The organism is Mucilaginibacter sp., from assembly GCF_028288105.1.
GTDB lineage: Bacteria > Bacteroidota > Bacteroidia > Sphingobacteriales > Sphingobacteriaceae > Mucilaginibacter.
Window position 1 is genome coordinate 1 of record NZ_JAQBOI010000140.1, and the last position, 3,141, is coordinate 3,141.

General features: G+C 39.4%; 6 protein-coding genes. All 6 read right to left on the reverse strand.

Annotated features, from left to right (window positions below; all coding sequences use genetic code 11):
* Positions 1–3: 3 nt before the first annotated feature.
* Complete coding sequence (gene rpsM / locus JWQ85_RS09680) at positions 4–381, reverse strand: 30S ribosomal protein S13 (RefSeq protein ID WP_129876209.1); 378 nt, start codon at positions 379–381, stop codon at positions 4–6.
* A gap of 72 nt (positions 382–453) precedes the next feature.
* Complete coding sequence (gene rpmJ, locus JWQ85_RS09685; RefSeq protein ID WP_082855993.1) at positions 454–570, reverse strand: 50S ribosomal protein L36; 117 nt, start codon at positions 568–570, stop codon at positions 454–456.
* A gap of 7 nt (positions 571–577) precedes the next feature.
* Positions 578–796, reverse strand: a complete 219-nt coding sequence (gene infA / locus JWQ85_RS09690; RefSeq protein WP_022833270.1) for a translation initiation factor IF-1 — start codon at positions 794–796, stop codon at positions 578–580.
* A gap of 63 nt (positions 797–859) precedes the next feature.
* On the reverse strand, positions 860–1,651 hold the full coding sequence (gene map / locus JWQ85_RS09695; protein WP_299467352.1) for a type I methionyl aminopeptidase: 792 nt from the start codon (positions 1,649–1,651) through the stop codon (positions 860–862).
* An 8-nt stretch (positions 1,652–1,659) separates the two neighbouring features.
* Positions 1,660–3,003 carry a preprotein translocase subunit SecY gene (secY, locus tag JWQ85_RS09700; RefSeq protein ID WP_299467354.1) on the reverse strand — a complete coding sequence of 448 codons (1,344 nt, stop codon included), beginning with the start codon at positions 3,001–3,003 and terminating at the stop codon, positions 1,660–1,662.
* Positions 3,004–3,008: 5 nt separating this feature from the next.
* Positions 3,009–3,141, reverse strand: a 133-nt coding sequence (locus JWQ85_RS09705) for an uL15m family ribosomal protein (protein ID WP_299467355.1), incomplete at its 5' end; no start/stop codon positions are given.

Here is a 3,141-nt window from a genome sequence, read left to right on the forward strand (position 1 = left end):
TTACTATTTAGTAGCTTTCTTTTTGTTAGCAACTGTTTTACGTTTTCCTTTACGGGTACGTGAGTTGTTTTTAGTGCGCTGACCACGTAATGGTAAACCTTTACGGTGACGTGTGCCTCTGTAGCAACCTATATCCATTAAACGTTTGATGTTAAGCTGAACTTCTGAACGTAGTGAACCTTCAACTTTAATTTGATCGTTGATAATTGTACGGATAGCGGTTAACTGATCATCATCCCAATCCTGAACTTTGATGTTAACATCGATACCTGCCTGGTCTAAAATGTCCTGAGCAGTAGAGCGGCCAATGCCGTAGATATAGGTTAAACCTATAACACCTCTTTTATTTTTTGGTAAATCAATACCTGAGATCCTTGCCATATTTGTTTTTTGTTTTTAAGTAATACCGAACGGCGGGCCACCGTTGTGCGGTTTATTACAATTCCTTTTTAATTATCCCTGACGTTGCTTAAACTTAGGATTCTTTTTGTTTATCACATAAAGTTTCCCGTTACGGCGGATGATCTTACAATCAACGCTACGTTTTTTAATGGATGCTCTAACTTTCATCTCGTTCTTATTTATATCTGTAGGTTATTCTTCCTTTTGTTAAATCATACGGGCTCATCTCTAATTTCACTCTGTCACCAGGTAATATTTTGATGTAATGCATCCGCATTTTTCCGGATATGTGTGCAATAATCTCGTGGCCGTTTTCAAGTTCAACCCTGAACATTGCATTTGACAATGCTTCGCGAATTGTACCATCTTGCTCAATCGAGGATTGTTTTGCCATATTTTATTGATTATTACTTAATTATCCACCCCAAAACCGGGATGCAAAATTAATAAAAAATATTTACTTTTTATTCTTTTCTTCTAAAACTTTATCAATGTATGAAAACGTTGATAAAACATCTGGTTTTCCCTTTTTTACAGCAACCGTATGTTCGTAATGTGCCGATGGCTTTTTGTCAACCGTTGATACGGTCCATCCATCATCCCAAAACTTAACACCGGCACGGCCTGCATTAATCATCGGCTCAATGGCTATCACCATTCCTTCCTCTAATTTAATACCTGCACCGCGTTTGCCATAGTTAGGAACTTCGGGCTTTTCATGCAGGCGTGTGCCTACACCATGGCCAACAAGCTCTTTCACTACACCAAAGCCATTCTTCTCGGCATGTTCCTGTACCGCATAGCCAATATCGCCAATGCGCATACCTACAACAGCCTTCTCTACACCAAGATCTAAACACTCGCGCGTTACACGCATAAGTCTTTTAGTGTTTTCATCAACCTCGCCAATGGCAAAGGTAAAAGCCGAATCGCCGTAATATTTATTCAGGATAACACCACAATCAACCGATACCAAGTCCCCTTCAACTAAAACATGTTTACCGGGGAAACCGTGCACCACCTGATCATTCAGCGATATGCATAATGAATAAGGGAAGCCGTTGTAATTTAAAAATGCCGGAACCCCACCATTATCACGGATAAAGGTTTCGGCAAGTTTATTTAATTCAATAGTAGTTATACCAGGGCCAATAACTTTAGCTATCTCCCCATGTGTTTTGGAAACAAGTAAAGAACTTTCTCTTATCAGTTCTATCTCTTCGACAGACTTATAAATGATCTTTGACATGTATATTATTAGATAACCGGAGGAGTTGCACCTGAAGCTGTAGGGATACTTGCACGGCCTTTTATCCTGCCCGTTTTCATTAACCCATCATAATGACGCATTAATAAATGGCTCTCTACCTGCTGTAAAGTATCTAAAACTACACCCACAAGGATGATCAATGATGTTCCACCAAAAAATCTTGAAAACAAGCTGCTTACTCCAACTAAACTGGCCAAGGCCGGTACAATAGCAATAATGGCTAAGAAAATAGAACCTGGCAATGTTATTTTAGATATTACTCCGTCAATAAAATCAGCTGTGGTTTTACCTGGTTTAATACCCGGGATAAAGCCACCGTTCTTTTTCATATCATCAGCCATCTGGTTAGGATTAACTGTAATAGCAGTATAGAAGTAAGTGAATAGTATAATTAATATACCAAACGTTGTGTTATGTTGCCAAGAGTTAGGGTTTGATAAGGCTATTATCACACTATTTGAAGTTGCGCTTGGGAAAAACTGCGAAACTGTAGCAGGTATAAACATTAATGCCTGCGCAAATATGATAGGCATTACACCTGCAGCATTTACCTTTAAAGGTATATACTGGCGCACGCCACCATACTGTTTGTTACCTACAATACGTTTTGCGTATTGTACCGCAATTTTACGTGTACCCTGCACAATCAATATGGTAAACATTACCACACCAAGCAGTGCAACAATCTCAATAATAAAACCAATTAAACCACCTGCACCGCCTGTACGAGACTGAAACTCTACTACAAATGCGCTTGGTAACTGGGCAATAATACCCACCATGATGATCAGTGAGATACCGTTACCAATACCCTTATCAGTGATTTTCTCGCCCAACCACATTACAAATAAGGTACCTGCAGTTAATAAGCAAGTATTTAATATAGTAAAGTATGGATTAGGGATAAGCATTGCATCAGCGCTCACCTGCGATTTTAAGTAGCCAATAGCCTGTAGCGCGGTGATACCTATAGTTAGGTAACGTGTCCACTGGTTAATTTTGTTACGGCCGCTTTCGCCTTCTTTTTGCAGTTTAATGAAGTAAGGTACCGCAATACCCAACAGCTGCACCACAATTGAAGCAGATATGTAAGGCATAACACCTAATGCCAAAATAGACGATCGTGAGAACGAACCTCCGGCAAACATGTTTAACAGCCCTACAAGGCCTTCTTTGTTTTGGGTACTATTAAGTGATGCCGCGTTTACACCCGGCAAAACAATATACGAACCAACACGATATATCAAAAGAAATAAGAGTGTGTTTATGATACGCACTCTTAGATCTTCAATTTTCCAGATATTGGATAATGTGGTGAAAAATTTCTTCATCGAAATTATAACTTTACAATAGTTCCGCCGGCTGCTTCAATAGCTTTTTGTGCAGTAGCAGTAAATGCGTGTGCTTTAACCTCTAATTTAGCTTTTAATTCGCCACGACCAAGGATTTTCACCAAATCGTTACGGGAA